Source organism: Mariluticola halotolerans, from assembly GCF_021611515.1.
GTDB lineage: Bacteria > Pseudomonadota > Alphaproteobacteria > Rhizobiales > Devosiaceae > Mariluticola > Mariluticola halotolerans.
Genome location: NZ_CP090960.1, coordinates 3,133,718 through 3,157,515, shown reverse-complemented (window position 1 = coordinate 3,157,515; position 23,798 = coordinate 3,133,718). Strand labels below are relative to the sequence as shown.

The following is a 23,798-nucleotide window of genomic DNA, read 5'->3' as shown; positions in this document are numbered from 1 at the left end:
TCCTAGCTCAGGCGACGCGTACGCGGGGATCAATCAGCCGGTAGGCAAGATCGACCAGAAGGTTGACCACCATGGCAGCGGCAACAACAATCAGTAGCGCCCCCTGAACCACGGGATAGTCGCGGGTTTCGATGGCCGAGAGCAAAAGCCGCCCCAGGCCCGGCAAGGCAAACAGCGATTCAATGATCACCACACCGCCCAGAATCTGGATAAGGATCAGCCCCATAAAGGTAATGATCGGGATCATCACATTGCGCAGGATATGCTTGAAGAAAATGACCCGTTTGGACACGCCCTTGGCAATGGCGGTGCGCACATACTCCTGATGTAACGCCGACACCACATTCTGCCTGACAAACTGGCTATAGGCTGCCGCTTGCAACAGCCCCAGGCTCATGATCGGCAAAGCGAGAATTTCAAGATTACCTCCCAGTGACTGAACCGGCGACACATATCGCAGGGGCGGCGACCAGGAAAAAGTTGTCGACACGCCCACAAGCAGCATCAGACCAATCCAGAACACAGGCGCGGACAGCCCCAGAATGTTGAAAGCCTGAATGAGGTTGTCGAGCGGTTTGCCTTCGTGGATCGCCGCCACAATACCGAGCGGCAACCCCACAAGCGTCGCCACCAGCAAAGTCAGCAAGCCAATTTCAAGGGTAACAAGAAAGGCCGGACCCAACATCTGGGTAACCGGGATTCCACGGGTCCAGCTCGTGCCCAGATTGCCCTGCAGCAACTGCATCAGCCAGTTCGCGTATTGCACATAAATCGGTTGGTCGAGACCAAAGAAGTTGCGCAATGCGTTTTCTGCCGTCTCACCACCAGCCTGTCCCATCATCTGCGAGACGACGTCACCCGGCACGAGGCGTACAAGCAAGAATACAAGAACTGAAGCCAGCAGCGCCGTCAGCAAGGATGCAAACAGACGCTTGACGAGATATGAGCCCATAAGGATTACCCGTTAAGTCGGAAAAGGTGGGAGGCGGCATCCGCCTCCCTTTGATATTTGAGCTGCCATGACCATCACTGGCCATGGCGCATCGCTCATTCGCTGAGATATGTCCGGGCCAAGCCGTAATACCAGCCGGTCGGATGCTGCACGTAGTTGTGCACCCGGTCATTACGTACCGTTATGTGATCAGGCGAAAACAGCATGATCGTGGGAACGGTATCGGCAAGTTCCTTCTGGAATTCGAGATAGATCTCGCGGCGCTTGGCCTGATCAGAAGTTGCACGCCCCTCATCAAGCAATGCGCTTGCTGAATCATTGGCCCAATTGCGGAAATCCGCGCCTTCTGGTGCCTTGTGGAAGTGCCGGTAGAACAACAGGTTGGGATCAGGCTGGGTCGCCCAATCGTTAAACGTGAAGCCCATCTGCTTTGAACGGAAGTTGTTGATCCACACGCCCAGATCGACACGCTGGATATCAACCGTAATGCCGATCTCCCCAAGCTGCTCGCGCAGGGTAACGGCGGCCGGATCCATCCAGTCATAGCCATTGATAGTGGTCAGCGTCAGGGTGAAACCGTCCGCCATGCCTGCTTCAGCCATCAAGGCTTTTGCAGCCTCAATATCTGGCCCTTGCATCGGCACCTCGTCGAGCGGCAACCCCCATTGTTCCTGAAGACCGGCGGGAACCGTTCCAAGGACCGTGCCAAAATCGCCGATTGAGGCTTGCATGACTTCTTGCTTGTCAACCGCAAGTGAAATCGCCTGACGTACTTTCAGGTTGTCGAGAGGCGCAGTTTCAGCACCAAGATCAATCGCTGTCTGCCCAAGCGATGGCCAACGTTCAATCTCTAGCCCGGCAATATTCTGCACCTGCTGCACATCTTGCGGACGCGACAAGGCAACGAGGTCTACGCGATTGTTGCGCAGCGCCACGAGCATGGAGGCACTATTCGGCAGGATGGAGAAATCAATACCATCGAGATAGGGCATGCCCTGCTCCCAATAGTCAGGATTTTTTTCGAGCACGACTTGCGAGTTTGGCACGAATTCACCCAGCTTGAAGGGGCCCGTGCCCACGCTGGCTACATTCATGGCATTCTTGGCATTCTCGTCGTCGAAATATCCTGCAGGAATGACGGCGCCATATTTGTTGCCAAGCGTCATCGGCAAAGAAGCATTTGCTGCAGAAAGAGTGATCTCAACGGTGTAGTCGTCAATCACCACAATATCGTCGACAGCAGCAAAATCGCCCGCGCCGGGTGAACCATTCTCGGCGTCGCGAATGTAATTATAGCTGTAAGCCACGTCCTCGGCCGTCATTTCGGCGCCTGTATGGAACTTCACGCCTTCACGCAGCTTGATCGTATAAACCAGACCATCATCGGAGACGGTATAGCTTTCGGCCAGCAACGGAATCGCCTCACCTGTCGGGCTTTCATAGAAAAGGCCCTGATACATGAGAACAGTGACGCGAATACGCGCGTCGGCAGCCTGATGGAACGGATCGAGCGCAGGCGGCTCCACCAACAGTCCCATATTGAGGCGCCCCCCCAAAACGGCGTCGGTTGCTGCGGGCCCATAAAGTCCATCAGCCTGGGCAAATGTCGGCATTGCCGTGGCCAGAGACCCCAGAACAACAGCCCCCATAAGACCCGACCTCAGAAGCGATCTGCGCCTGAATACCTGAGATAGTAACATTGCTATTCCCCTTTTTTTGCCTGCTTTTGTTTCACCCTTCTCAGGGACGGTTCGAGAACAGGCTTCCCGAACCAGTGTGACGAACCGCGCAAGACGGTATTGCTCAATCGCGGAAGGCGACTGTCATTTCGATTTCGACAACGGCATTACGCGGCAGTTCCGCCACGCCGATTGCGGCGCGGGCATGCAGTCCGGCATCCCCAAAAATCTCGACCAGCAAATCCGAGGCAGCATCCAGCACCTTGGGTTGGGCGTTGAAACCCGGCGCCGAAGCGACATAGCCATTGATCTTGAGAACCCGGGTGATGCGATCGAGCGAACCCAATTCTGCACGCAAACATGAAAGGCCCTGCAAAATGCATATGCGGGCTTGCTCGCGCGCAGTTTCAAGATCGACTTCGGCACCCGCCTTGCCGAACACCCGGACCGCGCCATCAACCTTCGGCATTTGGCCGCTGACATAGGCCACCCCGCCATGCAGGGTAATAGGGACATAATTGAAGGAGGGTTCTGCGGGCAGCGGCAACTCAATACCGAGCGCGCGGAGTTTTTCATCTATCATCGTTATTTCCCTGAGTAAGCGCCTTCACCACTGCTTTCAGATCGAAGGTGGGCGCATAGCCAGCCGTCCGCCGAAACGCTTCATCCGAAATCAGCGGAAATATGAGCGGGCTTTCCACAATCTCATGCGAGACCTGATATCCAGGCACAGCCGCTGTGACAGCGGCGATAATCTCGCTCATGCAGGCAGTGAACCCATTGACGTTATAATGCGGCGCAAGCGCGTGCTGATGCGTCAAAGCCAGAACCATGCTCCGGGCAATGTCGGCCACGTGCATCAAATCAATGTGTTCATTGTGGAAACTGACAGCGTGCTCATGGCCCGGCTTTGCCGCCGCCATCACCCCCGTAATCGCACTCGCCGCCCCACGATACCAAAGATCGCCGCCAAGCAGCAAAGACATGCGAAGCCCGACCACATCCATATCGAAACGGTCGCGGTAATACTGCCCGAGATCTTCTCCCAAAACCTTGGTCAGGCCGTAAAAAGTGGTGGGATGACGCGCGTCCCCCTCATCCACACGTTCAGTGCCATAAATATCCTGCGGCCCGTAAACCACCGTTGAATCTGACCAGATAACGCGGCGAATTCCCGACACACGTGCTGCTTCAAGCGTGTGGCGAAAGCCTGCCACATTGATATCCATGGCCTTGGCTGCGTCTTGATCGCCACTGCGCATCATGCCCTGATCGCCTGCTGCAAAAGCTGCATTGGTGATAACCGCGTCACAACGGCTTTGGGCAATGGCGTCAATCATGGCTTGCTGATCCATGACCGAGCCGTGCGATTCCGTAAAACGACCAGCGAGATCGGCAAGCAAGTCCACCTGCATCGGCGGCCCGAACACATGCACTTTCAGCCCGGCAGCAATCAGCGCGCGCACCGTATGCGAGCCGACAAAGCCGCGGCCGCCAATCACCATTACCGGCTTGTCAGGGTCGAAAAAATCAGAGCGCAAGGTCATCACGGATACAGGCCTTGAAATGGTTATCGGCGACGGGACGCAGTTTGGGTACGGTTTGCGCGCACTCATTTATGGCGAAAGGACAGCGCGTTCTGAAAACGCACCCCGACGGCGGATTGGCCGGACTGGGAATCTCGCCTTTGAGAATGTGTTTCTTGCCGGTCTTCACGCCTGGCGCGGCTTGTAAGAGGGCTGCGGTGTAAGGGTGTGCCGGTCGGGAATACAATTTATCCGTCGGCGCCAACTCCATCACGCGCCCAAGATAGAGAACCATCACCCGGTCCGTGATGACCTCAACCACCGACAGGTCATGGCTGATGAACATCAGCGTCAGCCCCAATTCCGACTGAAGCTTTTCGAGCAGGTTGATTACTTCCGCCTGAATGGACACATCCAGCGCCGACACAGGCTCATCGGCCACAATAAACCGTGGCGCGGATGCCAGTGCGCGGGCAATGGCGATACGCTGACGCTGTCCACCAGAGAACATGCGCGGATAACGCTTGATATGATCCCCCGAAAGACCGACCTTTTCCAGCAAAGCGACGGCCTCATCACGGGCCTCGCCGCCCCTCAGGTCGCGATGCAATGTGATCGGTTCCAGCAACGCATCACCAATGGACATACGGGAATTAAGGCTCGCAAACGGGTCCTGGAAAATCATCTGCATATGCCGACGGAACCGGCGCATATCCGATGCCCCAAGATTACCAATGTCCTCGCCATCAAATGAAACACTGCCGCGCGTCGCCTCGATCAACCGTAAGATCAGACGACCGAGTGTCGATTTTCCAGAGCCGGATTCCCCGACCACACCCAGAACTTCGCCAGCCGCAATATCGACATCCACACCTTCCACAGCGCGCACAGGCGGCTTGGCCTTGGAGAGAAAGCCAGATGAGGATTCGAAATACTTCGAGATATCACGCGCCTGGATCAACGGATGCCGCATCATGTCGGGCTTTTCGGCAAGCGCGCTCATTGCGCCAACTCCTTCCAGCGCAAACAGCGCGTCACATGATCTGGGGTCACCGCATCAAGTTCGGGGGCGCCACTAGTGCAAATTTCTGCGGCATGCCTACAGCGCGGATGGAACCGGCACCCCTCAGGGGGCGAAAGCGGATTGGGCAAAGCCCCAGGAATAGGTTTCAGCTCGCGCGCCACTGCCCCGGGACGACCACCGGGAATACATTCAAGTAACGCCTGGGTGTATGGATGGCGCGGGCGGGCCAGAACCTCATGCACCGGCCCTTCCTCAACAACCTGACTGGCATACATCACGGCGACGCGGTCGGCGATTTCGTCAACAAGCTTCAGATCATGGGTGACAAAAATCATGGCCATCTGACGCTCTTCCTGCAACGTTTTCAGCAGGGCGATAATCTGGGCCTGAATGGTCACATCAAGCGCCGTGGTCGGCTCATCAGCGATCAGCAAGCGCGGGTCGCAAGCCAGCGCCACCGCTATCATGACCCGCTGACGCATGCCGCCGGAAAGCTGATGCGGATAGGCGTCAATGCGGCTTTCTGGATCCGAAATACCGACCTGGGTCAGCAGATCCAGCGCTTTGGCTCGCGCCTGCTTTTTATCAAGATGCTGATGGATGCGGATCGGTTCGGCAATCTGGTCGCCAATCGTGAAAACAGGGTTGAGGCTCGACATCGGATCCTGAAAGATCATCGCAATGTCATGCCCACGCACCCGCTCCATCTCCGCATCCGACAAGCTCAGTAGATCCATAAGCCTGCCATCGCGATTGACGAATGTGATCTCGCCATCGACCACCCGGGCACTGGTTCTTTCCAATAGCCGCATCACGGTCAGCCCGGTGACCGATTTTCCCGAGCCGGATTCGCCGACAATGGCCAAGGTCTCACCTTCGCGTATGCTCAGACTGACCCCGTTGACCGCCTTGATGACACCAACATCGGTGAAAAAATGGGTTTTGAGATCGCGCACCGAAAGCACGGCGTTCGCTGCGGGTTTCTCGGGCATGGTATCAGGAGACAGCATAGCGGCTCAGGGCCTCCTCATTGATCTCTATCCCGAGCCCTGGCCCCTCCGGCACGGAAATTCTGCCGTCGACCACGTCAAGCGAGGTCTTCAGCAGCTGCGTGCGCAGCGGGTTCTCACCCAGATCATATTCAAGCAAGACTGGCTTGGGGATGTTGTCGGCATGCGGGAAAACCGCCAACGAGGAAATGAAATGCAAGGCTGCCGCCAGCCCCACAGCACCGCCCCACACATGCGGAGACAACCGCAAATGATTGACCTGCGCCAGTTCCGCGATCTTGCGTCCCTGCCAGAATCCACCACACAGCGAAAGATCAGGCTGCAGCACATCCGCGCCACCGCAATCGACCAGACGTTTGAAATCATGGACAGTGTAAAGGGCCTCGCCGGTTGCGATCGGCATGGTCGCACGCGCACGCAGGCGACTGTAACCATCGAAATCCTGTGGACTGAGAGGTTCCTCCAGCCACCCCAGGCCATATGGCTCCAACCTTTTCATGCTCTCCAGAGCAATGTCACATGTGTAATTGGTATTGATGTCGGCATAGATTTCGACATCAGGCCCCAACAGCTCGCGGGCGAGCCGAACGCGCATTTCATCACTCTCCGGATTCAACCCGATCTTGATCTTGATTGCCCGGTGCCCGGCCTCGGCCATTCGTTCTATCTGCGGACGGTAATCCTCTTCCGGCGTTTCCGTGAGATACCCGCCTGAGGCATAAATGGGGACAGAGGCCTGACGCTGCCCACCCAACAATTTGGAAACCGGCAACCCCAGCAATTTACCCTGCGCATCCTTGGCCGCCATATCGATACCGCTGATGGCGTGCATCATGCCGTTCTGAACACCGAAGTGATAATGCCGCGCCAGGATGCGGCCATAGACATGCTCCACATCAAAAACATCGCTGCCCTCGAGATAGTCCGCCAAAAACGGCAAATACGCCTTGTTGACGGCCGGCATGCCCCAGGCTTCACCATAACCATGAGTGCCATCCTCAAGCGTCATGCGCACCAGCGTGGACTGGCGACCGCCAGCAAGGGATTTGGACATGCCATAGGCCTTACCAGCACCCAGGGGCACACTTAGTGCGATGAATTCAATGGCGCTGATCTTCAAACGACGCTCTCCTCAAAGACACTCTGAAACATGGTCGGAAGCACCCGAGCCATATCCAACCAAATATGGACTATATCTGAACCATTTTTTGTGCGATGAGCAAGGGGCAAGTTTAATTTTATTGAAAAACTCGCCTACATTGGCCCCAAATGAGCGCTGGAGAGTGGTACGAAAATGTCAGATATCCGACCAATCTGGATCGATCTTACACCTGATGAGCATGAGTTCCAGTACAATCCTCAAAAGGCTTTCCCGGATTTTTCTGCCTCACGAACCACTCGCGACCCCGCCAATACGGCAGCGCTGGAAAATTTGCCCCAGCATCGCGATGTCGCCTTCGGCCCCCACCCTTTGCACACACTGGATATCTATCCAGCCAATGTGTCCGGGCCAGCACCCGTTCACGTATTTTACCACGGCGGATATTGGCGCGCGCAAGACAAGCAGAACTTTGCCTATATTGCCGGAATGCTGACGGAACAGGGCATCACCACCGTCATCGCCAATTATGAGCTATGCCCGGATTCTTCATTGGATGAGGTCGCTGAATCTGCGCTCAACGGCCTGGAATGGGTACACCGACACATTGGCGAATATGGCGGAGATGCAAACAACATAACCATTTCAGGCCATTCAGCGGGTGCGCATCTGGTGGCCGAAGCGCTGGCCGCGGACTGGGTGAAACGAGACATTGATCCGGCCTTTATTCGCGGCGCCGTTGCGATAAGCGGCATCTACGACCCGACACCCGCACAAAAGACCAGCGTCAACGAGCAGTTAAAACTGACGGCGGATACGATCGCGCGCCGCAATGTTGAGCGTCGCCCTGTTCAGGTAAAAGCAGCGGTTACCCTTTTTGTGGGCGGACAGGAGCCATGGCACTGGATCGACCAGACTTATCGCTACGCGCACCATTTACATCGCAATGGCATCATCGCTGAGGTGCACACCCTGCCCGATTTCGGACATTTTGACATCGTGAACCTGCTGCTCGACGCCAATAGCCCCCTCGGCCGCGCCATCACAAAGCAGAGCTGTGCGAAATGACCGATATCACGTGCCGATTGGCAGCGTATGTCTTCAAAGCCCCCAGCGGGTTCAGCCCGGCACCGGGAACGGTGTGGTACGTATATGCGGCAGACGATCCTGTCGCCATCGAGCACAATGGCAACACTGATATTGTAAAGGCTGGCGAAGGACAGTTCGTGTTTGCAAATGCTTGCGTCAAAGGAAATGGTTGGCTGTTTGAATTTGCGAACGCCGACTGTGCCACGCCTCCTGACAACCTGGTAACTCTCGAGCTGTCTGCTCCCATCAGTATCGACCCTCGCGAAAAACATATCCTCCGCGCTGACGCTGTATCCTCGCCCAGCGGTGCCCAAACGCCCCGCCATCGCCACGCAGGGCCCGGCATAAGATGGCTGACCCAGGGGGTGCTATTGGCAGAGTTGAACGGCGTTAAGTCCCGTATCGAACAAGGTAAGGCGTGGTTCGAATCCGGCGTAGAATGGGTTGTCGGCACCAATATTAATTCGGGCGAAAACACCTTTATCCGCATCATGGTGTTGCCCGCCAGCCTCTCCGGCGGACAAACATCATTCATTGCCTCATCTGCCGAAGAGGCCGCCAAACCACGCGCCGTGCTCTATCATCCATTCAGCGAAACCGGCCTGCCAGACCAATTGTCGGCGCGGAATTGAATGCCAGAAAAGCGCGCCACCCCAGACAATCAAACAAGACCGGATACCCGCGCAGCACCCGGACGGGCATACTCTTCCAACCGCCGCGCCAGCAGACCGACAAGCCAATGGAGCGTGATTGCCATTATCGCCAGAACAATGAGGCTGGCGAACATCAGATCTGTCTTGGCCCGACCATTGGCAAACAGCATGAGGTAGCCAAGCCCTTTTGACGCCCCCACCCATTCGCCAATAACTGCCCCTATCGGGGCGTAGACTGCCGCGAGCCGCAACCCCGTGCCCAGTGCTGGCAGAGCGGCGGGAATGCGAATGTGCCAAACAACCCGCCCCCGCTTTGCGCCCATGGTCCGGGCCAGATCGAGCCAGCCCTGATCTGTCCGCGACAGCCCGTCATAAAATGACGAGGTCACCGGAAAATAGATAATGAAGATCGCCATGACGACTTTGGACGCCATGCCATAACCGAACCAGAGGGTCAGGATTGGCGCGAGTGCAAAGACGGGCACCGCCTGTGTGAAAATCAGCAATGGCAGAACAAGGCGTCGCGCAAGCGGCGATAGCGCCAGATGGATTGCTGTCGCCATCCCCAGCCCCGTGCCGATCAACAGACCGAGCAAAACTTCAACGCCCGTCACAAGGGCATTTTCGGCAATAAGCGCGCGGCTGGTAAACATCGCCATCGCCACACGCTGCGGTGACGGCAAAATAAATGGTGGCGCGCCCGTGAGCCAGACGACCGCCTGCCACAACATCAGCCCGAACAGGGTCACCGCCAATAAATTGAGATATTTCATACAGCCGCCGCACGCAAATGGGTCAATAGCGCCGCCTGACACGCCAGCGTCTCGGGCGCGGCAACATCCCGAATTGGCGCCATATCCGGCACCTCCCAAGCCGTCATTCCGCCCGCCGACATGACCATGATTTTGTGACCCAACCGGCTTGCTTCTGCAGGATCGTGCGTCACCAGAAACACGGTTTTTCCCTGAAGAACTTCCGCTGACAATTCCTGCATGTCAGCACGCGTTCCCGCATCGAGCGCAGAAAAAGGTTCGTCCAGCAACACGATCGGCCGGTCCTCCATCAAAGTGCGGGCGAGCGCCGTGCGCTGCCGCATCCCCCCGGAGAGTTGCACCGGCTTTTTGCTACTATGGGCGGCAAGCCCCACCCGTTCGAGAAGCGAGAATGCCCGATCCATGTCCGGCTTTTCGCCGCGCAAGCGCGCACCACAAACAATATTTTCAAGCACATTCAGCCAGGGCAAAAGCAAATCCGATTGCGCCATATAGCTGATCCGCCCGGCCAAAGGCAGACCGTCCGCAGCGACCAGCGAACCGGTAAAAACGCCCCCGGTTTCCAGCCCCAGTAGCAAGCGCAAAATCGTCGTCTTGCCAACGCCGGACGGGCCAAGCAGACACGTCCATTGCCCACCCGGAATTTCAAGCGTCAACGGCCCGAACAACACCGCACCATCAAGAGCATGGGTGCCGGACAAGGAAATTCCGGGTGCCCCATTCATGCGCCGCGCAGCCCCATATCCCAAAACCCCACTTCCAGCGCGGTCGCCCTGGTGAACCGGACCTGCAGCTGCGGCCATCGCGCCGCATCAGCGGGTTCGGCACCAAGCCGCCGCTGCACCGCGCCATCAATCATCGCACCAACAGTGCGGCACACATCTTGATAATCCGGTCCCCCATAGGTCGATATCCACTCGCCATAGGGTGTATCTGGAGCAGCAGTTTTTGCCAGGCGTGCGCCAATCTCGCCATAGCCGAAAACGCAAGGCGCAAGCGCTGCCATCAAGTCGAGAAAGTCACCCGACACCCCTGCATCCAGCACATAACGGGTATAGGCAAGGTTCTCCACTTCCTCAGCCGCCGCAAACAGCGCTTCTTCCGAAATACTCGCCGCGGCACAGGTTGAAACGTGAAGCGACATCTCATGGTTGACCAACGCATCGACGGTTGTCGCGCAGGTTTTCATTTCGCCAAGCGTTTCAGATTTCACCACGCCCAGCGCCCACGCGCGGGAGAAATGCACCAGAAACACATAGTCCTGCACGAGATAATGGAGAAAGGCTTTCTGCGGCAAACGGCCATCGGCAAGGCCTTCGACAAAGCCATGGCAGGTATACCCCTGCCATGTTGTGCCCGCCCCCGCGCGCCAGAGCGCAAAGGTTTTTCCATAGTCTGGCACGTCGGTCATTTCGCGCTCACATCAATGGCTATATCGGCAATAGCATTCTGCGCCGGCACAAGCCCGGCCTCGAACAGGAACGCCTCAAACCGGGCATAGCGACCATAATCCAGCGCTGCCGGGCGTAAGGCAAAACGCGGCAAGGTGTCGGCCCAGGCACGCTTGTTCAATTCATCCTGCAGTTCGACAGACGACGCCGCAAAAACAGCCCAGCTCTCTTCCGGGTGATTGACAATAAAACGCACTGCCTTGGCCGTTGCCTCGAGAAAGCGGCCAATCATTTCAGCGTCCATGGTCTCGGGATTGGCGACATAGATCAGCTCGTCATATGTGGGCACCCCGGCTTCCTCAACATAAAAGCAGCGCCCCGGCACCCCCTCGATATCCATCTGGTTCAATTCAAAATTACGGTAGGCACCAATCACCGCATCCACCTGACCGGACATCAGCGCGGGCGACAGCGAGAAGTTCACATTCACCAGCTCGACATCGGCCAGCGTCAGTCCGTGACCATCCAGAATGGTGTTCAACACCGCCTCTTCAACACCACCAACCGAATAGCCAATTTTTTTGCCCTTAAGGTCGGCTGGAGACTGGATAGGTCCATCCTCCAGCACCAGCAGGCAGTTCAGCGGGGTCGCTATCAGTGTCCCCACGCGCCGCAAGGGCAGGCCTTCATGACGCAGCAAATGCAGTTGCGGTTGATAGGAAATGGCCAGATCGCCCTTGCCCGCAGCCACCATTTTCGGCGGATCGGATGGATCGGCGGGCGCAATGATTTTAACTTCGAGCCCCTGCTCTGCAAAATACCCTTTCTCTTGCGCGACAATGATCGGCCCGTGGTCCGGATTGACGAACCAGTCGAGCAAAAGCGTCATCTTGTCGGCAGCAAACACCGGGGTTGCATATAGAAGCGCAACGAAAAACAGCAGAACTTTCATGAAAAAACCTCTCAGGTCGTTGGGGGCGTATCGCCCAGTGCAATAAGAACTATTTCCCCGGGCCAGTAGGCTTGAAGCCGGCGCGCTGCCTGCCACGACCGAAGGCCGGAGCGGCAACACAAAACCGCCCGCTGACCGGGTAATGGTCTCGGGCCATCGGGGGTAAACTGGTCAACGCTGGCGCGAAGCGCATTCGGGGTCACCGATACTGGAGCTTCGTCGGTCGCGCGCAGCTCCACAACGAAATCACCCGGCGCGATTGTTTCGGGTGCAATGAAGGCCAAACCTTCAGCTTTCGGCTCAGGCGCCCCGTCAAACCGGAAGCCACCCAACCGGTAAGTGGCCAGGTCGAATGTCACCATCTGCCCCAGGGGCGATGGCGAAAGTTCGAGTATTTGGCCAAGCGCCATTTGGGCCTGCATCACCCCCATCATGCCCACCACGGGCCCCAGAATGCCGGCACTCGCGCACGTGGCCGCCCGTGCCGGCAGATCGGGAAAAACCGCCCGCAAAGAGGGCCCGCCGCCGCAAAACCCGGCGGCATAACCGCTCAAACCCAAGGCTGACGCCGAAATCAGCGGCAGGCCTTTGGCACAGCACGCATCCGAAAGGATATAGCTGGCGGCAAAACTGTCCGCACAATCGAGAACGATATCGACACCGACAAGCAGTTCGTCGACATTGGCCGGCGTCAGCGGACTGGCAACCGGGCTGATAATACAATCGCTGTTCAGCGCCTGCAGGTTTTGCGTAGCCGCCGCCACCTTCAGCATCCCGGTCTGGTTTTCACGATAGAGCGTTTGCCGGTGCAGGTTCGACACTGCAACCGTGTCACCATCGACAAGGCGCACCCGGCCCACACCCGCCGCCACAAGATATTGCAGCGCCGGGCAACCCAGACCACCGGCACCGACCACAAGCACATGGGCCGCACCAAGCCGCGCCTGCCCCGCAACGCCGACTTGCGGCAATATCTCCTGACGCAGATAGCGGCTCATTGGACAGGCCTCGTCACATCGCGCCAGCGTTTCACCTGCGTCTCAGGGTCAGAATTAAGGGTGATATCGGTGACAACCGAAACAATATCCGCCCCCGCCGCAAAGGCACCTTCTGCCCGGTCAACGCGCATGCCCCCGATGGCGACAAGCGGTATGCCGCCGATTAGTCCCTTCCATTCCGTCAGCTTTTCCAGCCCCTGCTGGTGCCATTTCATCTTCTTGAGAATGGTGGGGTAAACCGGACCAAGCGCAATATAATCGGGGGCGAACGACAGCGCCCGGTCCAGTTCAGCATGATCATGGGTGCTTAGCCCCAGACGGATATCGGCCCGACGGATCGCAGCAATGTCAGCCGTATCGAGATCTTCCTGCCCCAGATGCACAAAATCACATCCGGCATCTATCGCCATTTCCCAGTAATCATTCACCACCAGGGTGCAATCTGACGCCGCGCACAGGTCACGCGCCAGGCGGATTTCGCGCTGCAAGACTGCTGGATCGGCATCCTTGATACGCAATTGCACAAGCTTGATGCCCAGCGGCAAAAGCCGCTTCAGCCAGTCGGTACTGTCAAAAATCGGGTAAAATGGATCAAGCTTCATCAAAGAAATGCCTTCCCGATGAGGGGTGTCGAGGGCACCGCCATGTCGCGCGGCTCCATTGGATCAGCCTCTGCCGCCATCTGCCCGGCCCGGATCGCTATTGCGAAAGCCTCGGCCATCGCTGCGGGATCACCCGCCTTGGCCACCGCCGTGTTCAACAGCACAGCATCAAAGCCCAGTTCCATCGCCCGGGCAGCCTGCGAAGGCAGGCCAATGCCCGCATCGATCACCAGCGGCACATCCGGAAAATGCGCCCGCATGGCGCGCAGCCCAAAAAGATTGTTAAGCCCCATGCCCGAACCGATCGGTGCGCCCCAGGGCATCAACACCTCACACCCTGCTTGCAAAAGCCGGTCGGCCACCACCAGATCCTCGGTGGTATAGGGAAACACCTCAAACCCGTCTTCAGCGAGAATCCGCGCCGCTTCCACCAGACCGAACACATCCGGCTGAAGCGTATCTTCCTCGCCGATCACCTCCAGCTTGATCCATTTTGTGCCAAACAGTTCACGCGCCATATGCGCCGTCGTCACCGCTTCTTTAACGCTGTGACACCCCGCCGTATTCGGTAATACCGGCACACCAAGATCTCGGATCAGCGCCCAGAAATCCTGACCCGCCCGTTCGCGCCCACTCTCGCGGCGCAACGAAACGGTCGCCACCCCGGCCCCGCTGCGGCGGAACGCATCAGCGAGAATGGATGGGGATGGGTATTGCGCCGTGCCCAGCATCAGGCCATTGGCCAATTGGGTGCCATAAAAGGGACGCATGGCTAACCTCCCTGCATTGGAGCGAGAACTTCAATCTGGTCGCCAGAATTAAGCTGGAAATCGCCCCGCGCCGCAGCCGGCACGAAAGCCCCGTTGACAGCGGTGGCAACGACAGCGTCGGCAAACCCCAGTTCAACCAAAGCGGCGGCGAGATCTGTCGCAGCCGTTTCGCAAGCAGCACCGTTAAGCGTTATGTTCATCGAACAACTCCGGTTTGACATCATCAAGGATCAGGTCGGCCATCATGCGCGCCATGGCCGGTGCCAGCAGAAACCCGTGCCGGTAAAGGCCATTGAGATGCAGCAGGTTTCCCTGCCGCCCGATGCGGGGCATGTTGTCGGAAAATGCAGGGCGTGCATCGACACCGATTTCCAGCACTTCCGCCTCACCAAAGGCCGGGTGCAACGCATAGGCGGCACTAAGCAATTCGAGCAAGGACCGCGCCGAGGCATGCTTGCGCGCATCGCTTTCAATCATCGTCGCCCCCAGCATGAACACCCCATTCCCACGCGGCACCACATAAAGCGGCATGCGGGGATGCAGCAGGCGGACGGGGCGCGACAAGGAAACATCGGGGCAACGCAAAACCACCGTTTCGCCTTTGACACCGCGCAGGTTTGAAAGCCTGTCACGCGCCGCAAATCCGCGGCAATCGACGACCACCCCGTCGACTGCCAGCGCAGCCGGATCCGCCGTCTCAACCGAAAAAGCCACCCCGTCCCGCAAAAGATTTTCCCGCAGCGTCTGCAACGCCAGACGCGGCGTTAAATGCGCTTCATCGGCAAAGAAAAGTCCATCCGAGAAGCGCGCCGCAAGGTCCGGCTCCAATGCCGCGATTTCAGCATTCCCCGCTCCGCTGAAGTGAGAAGTCCGCCGCGCGAAGCGGCGCAAATCAGCCCGGTCGCGCCCGTGCGCTACGACGAGAGACCCGGCCTGGGTAACCGCGCCGGTGTGCCGGTTCCACCATCCCGCAGCTTCCTGCCCCAGACGGACCACCGGCTCCTCGGCGCTCTCACCTTCGCAAAAAGGGGCCAGCATACCGCCCGCCCACCATGAACAGGCATGCGGCCCAATGCCGTCGCCGCGCTCAATCACGCGCAGGCGGACACCGCGATCAGCAAGCACGCGCGCAACACAAAGTCCGGCCACACCGGCCCCGATGATCGTGACCTCTGCCATATCAGCGCCAAACCGCATGGAAATGATGTACCGGCCCATGCCCGGACCCGACATGAAGTTGATCCGCCGCTGCAATCGCCGCTTGCAAATACGCGTGCGCCTCCCGCACGGCCTGCGCCAAGGACAGGCCCTTTGCGAGGCCCGCAGCAATCGCTGCAGAATAGGTGCAGCCGGTACCGTGCGTGTTTTTGGTATCCCGCCGTTCAGCCTCAAGCCAGATCGGCGCCTGATCGCGGCAGAGCAACAGGTCGGTACAAACCGGCCCAATCCCGTGCCCCCCTTTCAGCAACACCGCCTTCGGCCCCAACGCCAAAAGCGCTGCCGCCTGTTCAATCATTTCATCAGGGTGCGTTGCCGGGTCAGCCCCCAGCAAACGCCCCGCTTCCGGCAGGTTCGGGGTGAGAATCTCCGTTTGGGCAAACAGCGCCGCCGTGATCGCGGCCACCGCATCGGCTTGCAACAGCGTGTCCCCCGATTTCGCAATCATCACGGGGTCAAGCACGACGGGGATAGAGGTGGCTTCAAGGCAGTGCGCAACAGCGTGGATAATCGCTGGCGAAAACAGCATGCCAATCTTGATCGCGCCCACCTCGAGATCATCGAGGACCGCCAAAAGCTGTGCCTCAACGATAGCCGCAGGCACCTCGTGCACAGCCGTAACGGCACGCGTGTTTTGCGCGGTAATGGCCGTGATCACACTGGCACCGAACACCGCATGGGCACTGAAAGTTTTGAGGTCTGCCTGAATGCCCGCCCCGCCGCCGCTGTCAGAACCGGCAATTGTCAGGGCAATGGGAGATTTGGCACTTCTGTCTTTCACGTCCGTCCTCATGGTTTCATGCGGGCAGACGTCAAGAAAGAGTATGGCGCTATTGCGCTTTGTTACCCGTTCCCTACGCCGGCATTGCCCGGATCAGGTTCGACGGGTCGGTGCACTGCACCTCTCAGCCCCCTAAGGGCACCCCGACGGATAAGCCATCGTTAGACTAGATTTTTCTCCTTGGCAACGCCGCGCTGGATTGAACGCGTGATGACGGCAATCCATTGAAAGCCCTCAGCCGAATGACCTGATACCAAAACATATGATAACGAGAGGATTGATCACGCACGTTTGCATTCATGATGCGGCCTGCTATGATTGCGTTCTCAAAATCCCGTACGAATATATAAAGTCGCCGGTTGCCGAGCCGTGTCTCGATGACTTTGGCCGATTTTGTCAGGAGAACTTTTGACTGATACCCCAAACGAACCCGAAACGGATGTACCGCATCCGGTTGAAACCGACTTTGAAATCGGACAGGACAACATCAGGCCGTTCGGGTTTGATATTCACAATCCAGTTTTTGTGATTTCGAGTGTTTCCATCATAGCCTTTGTACTCATCACGCTGCTCTTTCAGGGACAAGCGACAGAGTTTTTTGGCTGGTTACGCCCTTTTCTGACATCCACGTTCGATTGGTTCTTCCTCAGTGCAACCAATATTTTTGTGCTGTTCTGCTTGTTTCTCATCGTTTCACCGATGGGCAAAATTCGCCTTGGTGGCAAGGAAGCGCGCCCTGAATATGGATATCTGGGCTGGTTCGCCATGCTTTTTGCCGCGGGCATGGGCATTGGGCTTATGTTTTTCGGTGTGTCCGAACCGATGTCGCATTTCGCTTCATCCATGGGCGGCACGGCGCTTGAGGCTGGTGTCCGCACAGATTGGGCGCCCCTCGGCGGCGCAGCCGGCGATGCTGTTGCCGCGCGCGATCTGGGCATGGCTGCAACCATTTTCCATTGGGGCCTGCACCCCTGGTCAATTTATGCTGTGGTCGCCCTTTCGCTTGCATTCTTCACCTTCAACAATGGTTTGCCGCTGACCTTGCGGTCTGCATTCTATCCCATTCTTGGAGAACGCGTTTGGGGCTGGCCGGGTCACGCTATCGATATTGTTGCCGTGTTCGCCACCCTGTTCGGTCTCGCCACCTCACTCGGGTTCGGAACGGAGCAAGCGCTGGCCGGTTTCAACCATCTCTTTGGTTGGGGCACTGGCAACGTCGCCAAGGTTGTACTCATTTCCGTGATCACGGCCCTGGCCACTATCTCGGTTATCCGTGGTCTGGACGGCGGCGTCAAAATACTCTCGGAAATCAATATCGGCCTTGCCGTATTGCTGTTGCTGTTCGTCATCATCGTGGGACCAACCGTCACCATTCTCGAGACGATTTTTGCCGGTGGCATTGCCTATGCGCGCGATTTGGTACCGCTCGCCAATCCATTTGGACGCGAAGACGATAACTTCCGTCAGGCCTGGACGGCGTTTTACTGGGCGTGGTGGATTTCCTGGTCACCTTTTGTCGGCATGTTCATCGCACGGGTTTCGCGCGGTCGCACCGTGCGCGAATTTTTGACCTGCGTAATCCTCATCCCCATGCTGGCGAGCGTCGTATGGATGGGTGCTTTTGGCGGCACTGCCGTATCGCAAGTCATCGCCGACGGCGCGGCTCCCGTGCTGGGCGTCGCACAGGAACTCAAGCTTTTTGTAATGCTTGAACAACTGCCGCTCGCTCCGATAACCTCGCTGCTCGGCATCATTCTGGTGCTCGTGTTCTTCGTGACCTCATCCGATTCCGGCTCGCTGGTCATCGACACAATCACTGCAGGCGGCAAGACCGCCGCACCGGTGCGGCAGCGCGTTTTCTGGTGCATCTTTGAAGGTGTGGTTGCTGCAACGCTATTGCTCGTCGGTGGCGCCAGTGCGCTCACGGCGCTGCAAGCGATGGCAGTTTCAACGGGCTTCCCCTTCACCATCGTACTTTTGGCGATGTGCGTCAGCCTGTATATCGGCATGCGAAGATATCTGAAGGCAATGGCTTGAACGCAGACATGGCCCCCTGCCCTCAGGGGGCCATACCAACACAAATTTCAAGAACGAAGGTCGACCTAGCTGCCGTCCATTGACAGATCAGCCTGCACCCAACACTGACCTGAACAAGAACACATGTAGGTTATCTGTGCCGGCATGGCCACCAGCGGCCCACTTCTCACAAACTCCACACCTTGTTGGCAGAAGACCATGCCCGAGCTTATTTCGCGTGGACAGGAACCCGCAAGCCCCGTGCCTTAAACAACGCCCTTAGAGCATCGGTGCTTGGCGGTGGTGGCGGCGCAGCCAGCTGCTTTTGATCTCCCCCCGGCCCTGCATAAATCGCGCTGCAAAGAATGTGTCGGCCGGGGGCAAGCGCATCACGCAATTGAGGCACCAACGTCCGCCCGAACATCACATTTGTGTTGCTGAACGGGCTGAGCACGCCGCCTGCTCGCCCGTCATATCCAACTATCGTGCTCACATCGGCATGCGTGCGCACCTCGGCCAAATTAGTCTCGGCGGTCTCCTCCCATGCCTTGAACTCTGGCTTGGCAACCCCAAACCCGCCTTCGCAGATCCGAACTGCCTTGTCCGTTACAATTTCATGCACGCGATAATGCCAAAGACCCTGCGGTATGATCCAGCTGGTCACCTTGATAGAATCGAAAATCCGCCATTCCGAACAAAGGATATCGTCAGCAATTTCCGCTTTCTCACATTCTTCTCGTGCGTTGAAATGCTGCCCATCAACCGAAAATGCCAGCGCGTTATCGCAGGCAGCGCTGTCAAAATGCCGATCATTGGCCTCAACCGAAAAACCGTATCGGGTGGAATAGGCAAACTTTGCATACTTCTCGGCAGTACCGCGCCAGCGGGCGTAATACTGCCCTGACGTGAGTGCCACAGAATGACCTGGCAGGTGCTGCATGACCATGCCGGGTTCAGTTAAAACAACAGGTGTCGTCTCCCGCGTCGGCATGACTTCTTCCGCAGTCCAGAACGGATGATCGTCAGGCAGGGCGAGCGGTAGAAACGCCTTCATGGCCCAATAGGGTGATGCAGCAGAATTATAGCCCTCGCTCAGCAGAAGGTTGGGATACGCATAGCCCACCGACAATACCCCGTCGCGCTCGAACATCGGCTGCCCCGCCCACCAGCGGAGATTACGCAGGTAATAGCCTTTGATCAGGCCCCAGGGCAGCGCCTCAAGATTGGCAAAAGCCAGCGCGCCCCAAAAACCGGCATGGGCAAATCGATAAGTCAGACTGCGTCCGAAAGGCAGCGCTGCGCCATCTGCGGCATACCAATGCTGCACCGTTTGCGCAAAGGTCTCGGCGCGGGCACGATAGATGGCCCCACGCGATGCATCGCCCGCAAGCACCGAATAGAGCAACCCGTAATAGTGAAACGCGAACGGAATATAGTGGTCCGCGGAACGAATTGGCCCATCGCGATACCAACCCGCATCCATATAAAAGCCGTCTATGTCTTCAAGATAGCTGTCATGGCTGGCCGCATCCACGGCAACACCGCAATGACGCAGCCCGATGTCGACCAGAATGCGGAAGAACTTCCAGTTGCTATTGACGTAGGCCTTGTCCCGGGCCGACAGCAAATATTGAGAAACACGCTGTTTCGCCTCGTCGTCCAGCGGATCCCAAATATCGGCCCGCGCCAAACGCAGCGCATAGCCAATCGCCGCCATCTCCACTTGTCTTTGATCGATAGCACCAACATCGCCCCAGTAATCTGGATGTGCGGGGTTGGTTCCATTGTCCAGCCCCCGTCGAAGCATATCCCAATGCGCGAATTGGCCACCTCCGGCCACTAACGGAACAATACCCCAAAGCGGTCGCGCAAACCCTTCAAGCTCGGCCGCCGCCGTATCAAAATGTGCGGACATCGCACTCAATCGCACCCGCGCACCTGAGGGCGAGAAATGAGGCAATAGCGGCTCAAAAAGTTCCATCACCGCCCGCTGTACATCAGCACGGGATCGCAGCGGGTTTTGGGAAAACGGATTATAGGTCACATGACTTCCGGTAAGAAAAAAGGGGCGGCTTCATTGCCGCCCCTTGATGATATTTAGTCGATGTCAGCGACATCTTCATTGATCTGCTTGATGCCATCATCGATCGAAATATTATCGGTCATGATTTCATCATGCACGCGGTTCAGCACTAGCTCATATTCTGCCGCTTTCAGATTAACCGGCATTTCAAGATAGGCCGCCGTAGTCGTCAGGGCGACAGCACTCTCAGCGTCAGCAGGAAAACCCGGTGTAGAGGTGATTTTACCGATCACGGAATCATCGCGCAGGGCCGGAATTGTGCCAGTACCGGCTATGATCGAGGCAGCTTCAGGACCCGCGATCCAGGAGACAAATTCCTTGGATGCATCAACCTTGGTGGAATTGACGTTGATCCCCACCGAAGTGACCTGGCCTGATGTAGCCCCCGCCTCTACGCCTTCCGGATGCGGAAAACGCACAAGCCCCCAATCGGTGACCGTTGATTCACCGGTAGCCTGCTTGGCAATCTGTGTACCGATAAACCACGAGCCCATGGGCAGCATCGCAATCTGGCCGGCAAACCACGGTCCCGAATAATGCGTCTGAGATGTTTTCAGCGAAGAATAAGACCGGATGATCCCGTCATTTTGCAAAGAGATTGCCCGCTCATACCAAGGCTTTAAGAAGCTGTAATCCTTGGAAACAAGTGTGGTTTCTCCGCTCTGAATGGCCGGAAGCTGAACCGTTGAACGCCAGGTATGCAGGTGCGAGCCATAGACCTTGTCCTGCCCAAACCCTTGGGTAACCTTGCGGGCCAGATCGTCAAATTCAGCCCAGGTCATGTCGTTCGTCGGATAATCGAGACCGGCGGCATCAAACGGAGCCTTGTTGTAATAAACGATCCAGAAATCCGTACGGAAAGGCAGTCCGAAAACCCCGTCATTGACATTGAGGGCTCCAATAAGCCCCCCAAAGCCCGACGTATCCTCAGGCACAACCCCGAGTTCAGTCAGGTTCATCAAGCGACCCGTATTGACCATCTGGGCGTAACCGGGAATGTCCTTGATCGAGATGATGTCGAGATCATCCCCACCGCCAGTCAACTGGGTCATCACCATCTGATTATATTCAGACGATCCAAGATCGGTATATTCGATCTTGATATCGGGATGCGACGCCTCAAACGCCTCGATGAGCGGCTTGTAATAGGCAGTTTTCTCAAAGTCCCAAACCGCCCAGTTCACAACCGTCTCGGCCATCGCCTGCCCCTGAACAAGGGCCAGTCCGGTGGCCGCAAGGGCAAGTAATTTTATCAGTCTAATCTTTGTCATAGTATCTCCTCCATTTAAAAATTATGCAGACAAAACATCCGGTTCTCCCGGTGGGTCTGATGCCCGAATTTGACTATGCGAGAGACCGAATCGAACCCCCTTAAGCACGGCAAAACCCGTGAGCAGTGCGCCAAGGGAGAAATTGATCAGGACCGGCAAAAAAGCCGACGCCGGATAGAAAAGTATGTGGGCGAGCCAGAGCAGGCTGATGGGTACGCACATCATCAGGCCGGGCAAGGGGCGCGCCAGCAGCCCGATGGCGGCAGCTTTCATCACCGCACCCAACGGGGTTTTCGGAACCAGCGCCATGGCTGTGAACACATGCATCCCGAACAATGGCAACAGCACCAACGCGCAAACAGCGATGGCCAGTGGCCCCGTAAACAACAGATTGCCCTGCGCCGCCAACGCATAAGCACGCACGGCAAACCCCGCCAGCATCATCGCACCAATCAGCCCGAACCCCATGAGGCTGCTCTGACGCCACCGCGTTCGAGACGCGGTCCAGAAATCGCGCCACAAATAGACATTGCGGTCTTCCAGCATCGATACCGTCACCGCCGTCATCGCAAAATACGCGGCGGGCAAAGTGACAAGCGGCAAGGCAACAGCGACGAAAAGCAGATTGAGCTTCAACAATTCCCACCACTCCCGCCCAAACGTCGTGGCCAGCAAGCGCCAGCCAGTCGGACGCGGGGCATCCTTGGGGATGCCCGGCCCTTCGCGGAAATAGAAATTATAAAGCCAGTTCATGCTTCCAATTGTCCTTCGGATCAAACCGTCAGGGTTTGTTCCGTATCCTTGTCAAACAGGTGTGCAGCAGAAAAATCAGCGAAGAGTTGAACCCGGTCACCCGCCCTGGCGACACAGCGCGGGGAAACCCGCGCGATGATATCGTGGCCGTGCAAGGCGCCGTTTAAATGCACCTCCGCGCCCATCGGTTCAGCGAGATCAATCGCGATATCCAGTGGCGCAAGTTTTGTGGCATCCACGTCCACAGGCTGGGCCTCGTGGAAATGTTCCGGGCGGATCCCCATCACGCAATTGCTACCCTCATAGGCTGCAAGTGCGGCGTCATCGATCGTTGCTGGCAGCGGCAGTTTCGTCCCCGCCAGATCGGCGACAAAACCCGTTTCTGTCTTGACGATCTTGACCGTCAGAAAATTCATCGGCGGCGCACCAATAAACCCGGCGACAAACATGTTCGCTGGCTTGTCGTAAAGCGTCTGCGGGGTCGCAACCTGCATGATGTGCCCGTCCCGCATGACCACGATCCGGTCCGCCATGGTCATGGCTTCCACCTGGTCATGGGTCACATAGATGAAGGTCGCATCCAGCCGGCGATGCAGCTTGGTGATCTCCGAACGCATCGTAGAACGCAGCTTTGCATCAAGATTGGACAAGGGTTCATCCAGCAAGAACACTTCTGGATTGCGCACCATCGCCCGCCCCAGCGCCACGCGCTGTCTTTGTCCGCCCGAAAGCGCTTTCGGCTTTCGGTTAAGCAGATGTTTGATGTCGAGAATTTCCGCGGCTTCATTGACCTTTTGCTCGATCAGCGCACGCGGCGACCGGCGCAATTCCAAGCCAAAGGCCATATTTTTATAAACCGTCAGATGCGGATAGAGCGCATAGTTTTGGAAAACCATGGCGATATCCCGGTCCTTGGATGGGACGTCATTGACGATCTCGTCACCAATGATCAGATCACCTCTGGTCACCTCTTCCAGCCCGGCAATCATGCGCAGGGTTGTTGATTTGCCGCAGCCGGACGGCCCCACAAGAATGATGAATTCCTTGTCCGCGATCTCCAGATCTATGTCATGCACGACAGTAAGCGCGCCAAAGCTTTTGCGAATTTTCCGAAGTGAAATACCGGCCATGTTTTCTCTGCGCTCTTTCGTTTTGCCG

Annotated in this window: 24 protein-coding genes and 1 riboswitch; of the genes, 3 read left to right on the top strand and 21 right to left on the bottom strand. The window is 57.3% G+C overall.

Annotation, left to right across the window (positions count from 1 at the left end; translation table 11 throughout):
• Positions 1-7: 7 nt before the first annotated feature.
• The 7 genes from L1P08_RS15085 to L1P08_RS15055 all read right to left on the bottom strand — a co-directional run bounded on the left by L1P08_RS15085 (position 8) and on the right by L1P08_RS15055 (position 7,311).
• Positions 8-952, bottom strand: a complete 945-nt coding sequence (locus tag L1P08_RS15085) for an ABC transporter permease (RefSeq protein ID WP_303617813.1) — start codon at positions 950-952, stop codon at positions 8-10.
• A gap of 95 nt (positions 953-1,047) precedes the next feature.
• Positions 1,048-2,652 carry an ABC transporter substrate-binding protein gene (locus tag L1P08_RS15080; protein WP_303617812.1) on the bottom strand — a complete coding sequence of 535 codons (1,605 nt, stop codon included), beginning with the start codon at positions 2,650-2,652 and terminating at the stop codon, positions 1,048-1,050.
• A 103-nt stretch (positions 2,653-2,755) separates the two neighbouring features.
• The gene (locus L1P08_RS15075) at positions 2,756-3,214 is read right to left on the bottom strand and encodes a RidA family protein (protein WP_303617811.1); all 459 of its coding nucleotides are present in this window, start codon (positions 3,212-3,214) and stop codon (positions 2,756-2,758) included.
• The gene (locus tag L1P08_RS15070; RefSeq protein WP_303617810.1) at positions 3,204-4,178 is read right to left on the bottom strand and encodes an NAD-dependent epimerase/dehydratase family protein; all 975 of its coding nucleotides are present in this window, start codon (positions 4,176-4,178) and stop codon (positions 3,204-3,206) included. The genes L1P08_RS15075 and L1P08_RS15070 overlap by 11 nt, the downstream gene beginning before the upstream one ends.
• Positions 4,162-5,133, bottom strand: a complete 972-nt coding sequence (locus L1P08_RS15065; protein ID WP_303619593.1) for an ABC transporter ATP-binding protein — start codon at positions 5,131-5,133, stop codon at positions 4,162-4,164. Before L1P08_RS15065 ends, L1P08_RS15070 begins: the two co-directional genes overlap by 17 nt.
• Before the next feature lie 23 nt (positions 5,134-5,156).
• Complete coding sequence (locus tag L1P08_RS15060; protein WP_303617809.1) at positions 5,157-6,191, bottom strand: ABC transporter ATP-binding protein; 1,035 nt, start codon at positions 6,189-6,191, stop codon at positions 5,157-5,159.
• A complete protein-coding gene (locus L1P08_RS15055) occupies positions 6,178-7,311 on the bottom strand; it encodes a mandelate racemase/muconate lactonizing enzyme family protein (protein ID WP_303617808.1) in 1,134 nt (377 codons plus the stop codon). Before L1P08_RS15055 ends, L1P08_RS15060 begins: the two co-directional genes overlap by 14 nt.
• A gap of 312 nt (positions 7,312-7,623) precedes the next feature.
• On the opposite strand from L1P08_RS15055, the gene L1P08_RS15050 reads away from it, so the two are divergent.
• Positions 7,624-8,358, top strand: coding sequence for an alpha/beta hydrolase (locus tag L1P08_RS15050; protein WP_303617807.1), 735 nt, complete (start codon positions 7,624-7,626; stop codon positions 8,356-8,358).
• Complete coding sequence (locus L1P08_RS15045; RefSeq protein WP_303617806.1) at positions 8,355-9,011, top strand: cupin domain-containing protein; 657 nt, start codon at positions 8,355-8,357, stop codon at positions 9,009-9,011. Before L1P08_RS15050 ends, L1P08_RS15045 begins: the two co-directional genes overlap by 4 nt.
• Before the next feature lie 29 nt (positions 9,012-9,040).
• On the opposite strand, the gene L1P08_RS15040 is transcribed toward L1P08_RS15045, so the two are convergent.
• Genes L1P08_RS15040 through thiD form a run of 10 tightly spaced genes read right to left on the bottom strand, consistent with a single transcriptional unit; the run spans position 9,041 to position 16,529 of the window.
• Complete coding sequence (locus tag L1P08_RS15040; RefSeq protein WP_303617805.1) at positions 9,041-9,805, bottom strand: ABC transporter permease; 765 nt, start codon at positions 9,803-9,805, stop codon at positions 9,041-9,043.
• Positions 9,802-10,530: an ABC transporter ATP-binding protein gene (locus L1P08_RS15035; protein WP_303617804.1), complete on the bottom strand. Its 729-nt coding sequence runs from the start codon at positions 10,528-10,530 to the stop codon at positions 9,802-9,804. Before L1P08_RS15035 ends, L1P08_RS15040 begins: the two co-directional genes overlap by 4 nt.
• Positions 10,527-11,216: a TenA family protein gene (locus L1P08_RS15030; protein WP_303617803.1), complete on the bottom strand. Its 690-nt coding sequence runs from the start codon at positions 11,214-11,216 to the stop codon at positions 10,527-10,529. The genes L1P08_RS15035 and L1P08_RS15030 overlap by 4 nt, the downstream gene beginning before the upstream one ends.
• Positions 11,213-12,148: an ABC transporter substrate-binding protein gene (locus tag L1P08_RS15025; protein WP_303617802.1), complete on the bottom strand. Its 936-nt coding sequence runs from the start codon at positions 12,146-12,148 to the stop codon at positions 11,213-11,215. Before L1P08_RS15025 ends, L1P08_RS15030 begins: the two co-directional genes overlap by 4 nt.
• An 11-nt stretch (positions 12,149-12,159) precedes the next feature.
• Entirely contained in the window at positions 12,160-13,146 is a 987-nt protein-coding gene (locus L1P08_RS15020) for a HesA/MoeB/ThiF family protein (RefSeq protein WP_303617801.1), read from the bottom strand.
• On the bottom strand, positions 13,143-13,751 hold the full coding sequence (locus L1P08_RS15015; protein WP_303617800.1) for a thiamine phosphate synthase: 609 nt from the start codon (positions 13,749-13,751) through the stop codon (positions 13,143-13,145). Before L1P08_RS15015 ends, L1P08_RS15020 begins: the two co-directional genes overlap by 4 nt.
• Positions 13,748-14,518, bottom strand: a complete 771-nt coding sequence (locus tag L1P08_RS15010) for a thiazole synthase (protein ID WP_303617799.1) — start codon at positions 14,516-14,518, stop codon at positions 13,748-13,750. The genes L1P08_RS15015 and L1P08_RS15010 overlap by 4 nt, the downstream gene beginning before the upstream one ends.
• Positions 14,519-14,520: 2 nt before the next feature.
• Positions 14,521-14,718 carry a sulfur carrier protein ThiS gene (thiS, locus tag L1P08_RS15005; protein ID WP_303617798.1) on the bottom strand — a complete coding sequence of 66 codons (198 nt, stop codon included), beginning with the start codon at positions 14,716-14,718 and terminating at the stop codon, positions 14,521-14,523.
• Positions 14,702-15,697, bottom strand: coding sequence for a glycine oxidase ThiO (gene thiO, locus L1P08_RS15000; RefSeq protein ID WP_303619592.1), 996 nt, complete (start codon positions 15,695-15,697; stop codon positions 14,702-14,704). The genes thiS and thiO overlap by 17 nt, the downstream gene beginning before the upstream one ends.
• A 1-nt stretch (position 15,698) precedes the next feature.
• A complete protein-coding gene (gene thiD / locus L1P08_RS14995) occupies positions 15,699-16,529 on the bottom strand; it encodes a bifunctional hydroxymethylpyrimidine kinase/phosphomethylpyrimidine kinase (RefSeq protein ID WP_438268421.1) in 831 nt (276 codons plus the stop codon).
• Between the two features lie 41 nt (positions 16,530-16,570).
• Positions 16,571-16,673, bottom strand: a riboswitch (TPP riboswitch).
• A gap of 252 nt (positions 16,674-16,925) precedes the next feature.
• Between thiD and L1P08_RS14990 the strand changes: the two genes are divergently transcribed.
• Entirely contained in the window at positions 16,926-18,554 is a 1,629-nt protein-coding gene (locus L1P08_RS14990) for a BCCT family transporter (protein ID WP_303617796.1), read from the top strand.
• Positions 18,555-18,762: 208 nt separating this feature from the next.
• On the opposite strand, the gene L1P08_RS14985 is transcribed toward L1P08_RS14990, so the two are convergent.
• The 4 genes from L1P08_RS14985 to L1P08_RS14970 form a co-directional block, all read right to left on the bottom strand.
• Positions 18,763-20,514, bottom strand: a complete 1,752-nt coding sequence (locus L1P08_RS14985; RefSeq protein WP_303617795.1) for a DUF2264 domain-containing protein — start codon at positions 20,512-20,514, stop codon at positions 18,763-18,765.
• Positions 20,515-20,630: 116 nt separating this feature from the next.
• Entirely contained in the window at positions 20,631-21,887 is a 1,257-nt protein-coding gene (locus tag L1P08_RS14980; RefSeq protein WP_303617794.1) for an extracellular solute-binding protein, read from the bottom strand.
• A gap of 21 nt (positions 21,888-21,908) precedes the next feature.
• Positions 21,909-22,640 (bottom strand): DUF624 domain-containing protein, encoded by a 732-nt coding sequence (locus tag L1P08_RS14975; RefSeq protein ID WP_303617793.1) that lies wholly within the window; start codon positions 22,638-22,640, stop codon positions 21,909-21,911.
• 20 nt (positions 22,641-22,660) lie between these two features.
• Complete coding sequence (locus L1P08_RS14970) at positions 22,661-23,770, bottom strand: ABC transporter ATP-binding protein (protein WP_303617792.1); 1,110 nt, start codon at positions 23,768-23,770, stop codon at positions 22,661-22,663.
• Between the last annotated feature and the right edge of the window lie 28 nt (positions 23,771-23,798).

Excerpts from the sequence above, each read along its gene's own strand:
- L1P08_RS15085 (WP_303617813.1), bottom strand. The coding sequence starts at position 952 with ATGGGCTCATATCTCGTCAAGCGTCTGTTTGCATCCTTGCTGACGGCG.
- L1P08_RS15080 (WP_303617812.1), bottom strand. The coding sequence starts at position 2,652 with ATGTTACTATCTCAGGTATTCAGGCGCAGATCGCTTCTGAGGTCGGGT.
- L1P08_RS15075 (WP_303617811.1), bottom strand. The coding sequence starts at position 3,214 with ATGATAGATGAAAAACTCCGCGCGCTCGGTATTGAGTTGCCGCTGCCC.
- L1P08_RS15070 (WP_303617810.1), bottom strand. The coding sequence starts at position 4,178 with ATGACCTTGCGCTCTGATTTTTTCGACCCTGACAAGCCGGTAATGGTG.
- L1P08_RS15065 (WP_303619593.1), bottom strand. The coding sequence starts at position 5,133 with ATGATGCGGCATCCGTTGATCCAGGCGCGTGATATCTCGAAGTATTTC.
- L1P08_RS15060 (WP_303617809.1), bottom strand. The coding sequence starts at position 6,191 with ATGCTGTCTCCTGATACCATGCCCGAGAAACCCGCAGCGAACGCCGTG.
- L1P08_RS15045 (WP_303617806.1), top strand. The coding sequence starts at position 8,355 with ATGACCGATATCACGTGCCGATTGGCAGCGTATGTCTTCAAAGCCCCC.
- L1P08_RS15040 (WP_303617805.1), bottom strand. The coding sequence starts at position 9,805 with ATGAAATATCTCAATTTATTGGCGGTGACCCTGTTCGGGCTGATGTTG.
- L1P08_RS15035 (WP_303617804.1), bottom strand. The coding sequence starts at position 10,530 with ATGAATGGGGCACCCGGAATTTCCTTGTCCGGCACCCATGCTCTTGAT.
- L1P08_RS15030 (WP_303617803.1), bottom strand. The coding sequence starts at position 11,216 with ATGACCGACGTGCCAGACTATGGAAAAACCTTTGCGCTCTGGCGCGCG.
- L1P08_RS15025 (WP_303617802.1), bottom strand. The coding sequence starts at position 12,148 with ATGAAAGTTCTGCTGTTTTTCGTTGCGCTTCTATATGCAACCCCGGTG.
- L1P08_RS15020 (WP_303617801.1), bottom strand. The coding sequence starts at position 13,146 with ATGAGCCGCTATCTGCGTCAGGAGATATTGCCGCAAGTCGGCGTTGCG.
- L1P08_RS15010 (WP_303617799.1), bottom strand. The coding sequence starts at position 14,518 with ATGCGTCCCTTTTATGGCACCCAATTGGCCAATGGCCTGATGCTGGGC.
- thiS (WP_303617798.1), bottom strand. The coding sequence starts at position 14,718 with ATGAACATAACGCTTAACGGTGCTGCTTGCGAAACGGCTGCGACAGAT.
- thiO (WP_303619592.1), bottom strand. The coding sequence starts at position 15,697 with ATGGCAGAGGTCACGATCATCGGGGCCGGTGTGGCCGGACTTTGTGTT.
- thiD (WP_438268421.1), bottom strand. The coding sequence starts at position 16,529 with ATGAGGACGGACGTGAAAGACAGAAGTGCCAAATCTCCCATTGCCCTG.
- L1P08_RS14985 (WP_303617795.1), bottom strand. The coding sequence starts at position 20,514 with ATGGAACTTTTTGAGCCGCTATTGCCTCATTTCTCGCCCTCAGGTGCG.
- L1P08_RS14980 (WP_303617794.1), bottom strand. The coding sequence starts at position 21,887 with ATGACAAAGATTAGACTGATAAAATTACTTGCCCTTGCGGCCACCGGA.
- L1P08_RS14975 (WP_303617793.1), bottom strand. The coding sequence starts at position 22,640 with ATGAACTGGCTTTATAATTTCTATTTCCGCGAAGGGCCGGGCATCCCC.
- L1P08_RS14970 (WP_303617792.1), bottom strand. The coding sequence starts at position 23,770 with ATGGCCGGTATTTCACTTCGGAAAATTCGCAAAAGCTTTGGCGCGCTT.